The 1,075-nt window shown below is 33.3% G+C and carries 2 protein-coding genes and 2 pseudogenes; 2 read left to right on the top strand and 2 right to left on the bottom strand.

Features of this window, described 5'->3' with window-relative positions:
* Together FD20_RS12565 and FD20_RS13645 are read left to right on the top strand one after the other, a co-directional pair.
* Nucleotides 1–93 (top strand): annotated as a pseudogene (locus FD20_RS12565) (type II toxin-antitoxin system RelB/DinJ family antitoxin); the annotation flags it as partial.
* A pseudogene (locus tag FD20_RS13645) lies at nt 83–588 on the top strand (hypothetical protein). The pseudogenes FD20_RS12565 and FD20_RS13645, both read left to right, overlap by 11 nt.
* On the opposite strand, the gene FD20_RS12555 reads toward FD20_RS13645, so the two are convergent.
* Together FD20_RS12555 and FD20_RS12550 are read right to left on the bottom strand one after the other, a co-directional pair.
* Nucleotides 578–856: a hypothetical protein gene (locus FD20_RS12555; RefSeq protein WP_057738940.1), complete on the bottom strand. Its 279-nt coding sequence runs from the start codon at nt 854–856 to the stop codon at nt 578–580. The pseudogene FD20_RS13645 and the gene FD20_RS12555 overlap by 11 nt on opposite strands.
* A 16-nt stretch (nt 857–872) precedes the next feature.
* Nucleotides 873–1,073, bottom strand: coding sequence for a hypothetical protein (locus FD20_RS12550; RefSeq protein ID WP_057738938.1), 201 nt, complete (start codon nt 1,071–1,073; stop codon nt 873–875).
* Nucleotides 1,074–1,075: the final 2 nt, after the last annotated feature.

Here is a 1,075-nt window from a genome sequence, read left to right as displayed (position 1 = left end):
CGCTTTTTAAAGGCTACCGAAGGTACGCCAGTAACGAAGTTCAAAGACGCTAAAGAAGTCGCTGATTGGCTCAATGATCCAGATGAGGACTAATGACTTAATCAGCCTATACGTTAGTTTTGTAGAAACTAACGGTGGCAAGTCTCGACCGGTATTAATTCGTAAGGTATCAGAACAAACGGTCGAAGCTTTTAAAATCACCAGTAAATATCAAAACAAATCAGCTCATATCAAACAACAATATTATCCAATTAAAGATTGGCAAGCTGCCGGATTGAAGAAACCTTCATGGGTTGATCTTGGTAATCTTTATCAGTTTCCCAAAGCCGGTTTAAGATTTAAGAAAATTGGGCATTTAAGTAAGCTAGATCAAAATAAAATTGCTGTTTTTGCTCTTAGCCTAAAAGCCAAAAGAAGGGGCAAGGATCAAAAGGTAATTCAACAGCAATCAAGTAAAAAAAACTCAAAGAAAGTAAAGCAGAGTTCACACAAAGAATCCAAAAACAATTAAAAGATTTTGCAGATCATAACCCAGAAGTTAAACCTAAAAATGATCCAGAAAATAAAAACGATCGGCCTAGTTATTAGGTTGATCGTTTTTTAGTTTATCCGGTTTATGTTCATTAACATAATCAGCAAATATTTCTAAAAGTTCCTCGGTTTGTTCAACTGATAAATTATCAGCCTGAAAGTATTTTTCTAATAAAGCGTCCTTTTGAATTAAACGTCGAGAACGGGCTTTACGAGCTTGACGATTTTTATAGTATTTAGATTGACGAAGTTGAAAATCTTCTCGCTCTATTTTCTTCTTTAATCTTGCTTGTTGTTCAACTAGCTTTTCATATTGATTAGCCATAACACAACCCCATTATTTATAACTGATTATGTGCTTGATTTTCCTTTAAAAACTCGGCCACTTTTTTGGATAAAGACTTGATATTATCATTAGACAAATCAGCATAATTTAAATTTGCTTGACTAATAATCTGTTTACCCAGCCTTTGTTCAATTTTATTTTTTTCGTCCTTGATTTTCTGATTAAGGACTTTTAATTTAGCTTCTTGTTTTTGAATTG

This window comes from Liquorilactobacillus uvarum DSM 19971 (genome assembly GCF_001434935.1).
GTDB classification, from domain to species: Bacteria; Bacillota; Bacilli; order Lactobacillales; family Lactobacillaceae; genus Liquorilactobacillus; species Liquorilactobacillus uvarum.
The sequence above is the reverse complement of the archived record's forward strand: the minus strand, read 5'-3'. Positions and strand labels throughout refer to the sequence as shown.

Coding starts and splice junctions, on each gene's coding strand:
- FD20_RS12555 (WP_057738940.1), bottom strand. CDS start 856: ATGGCTAATCAATATGAAAAGCTAGTTGAACAACAAGCAAGATTAAAG.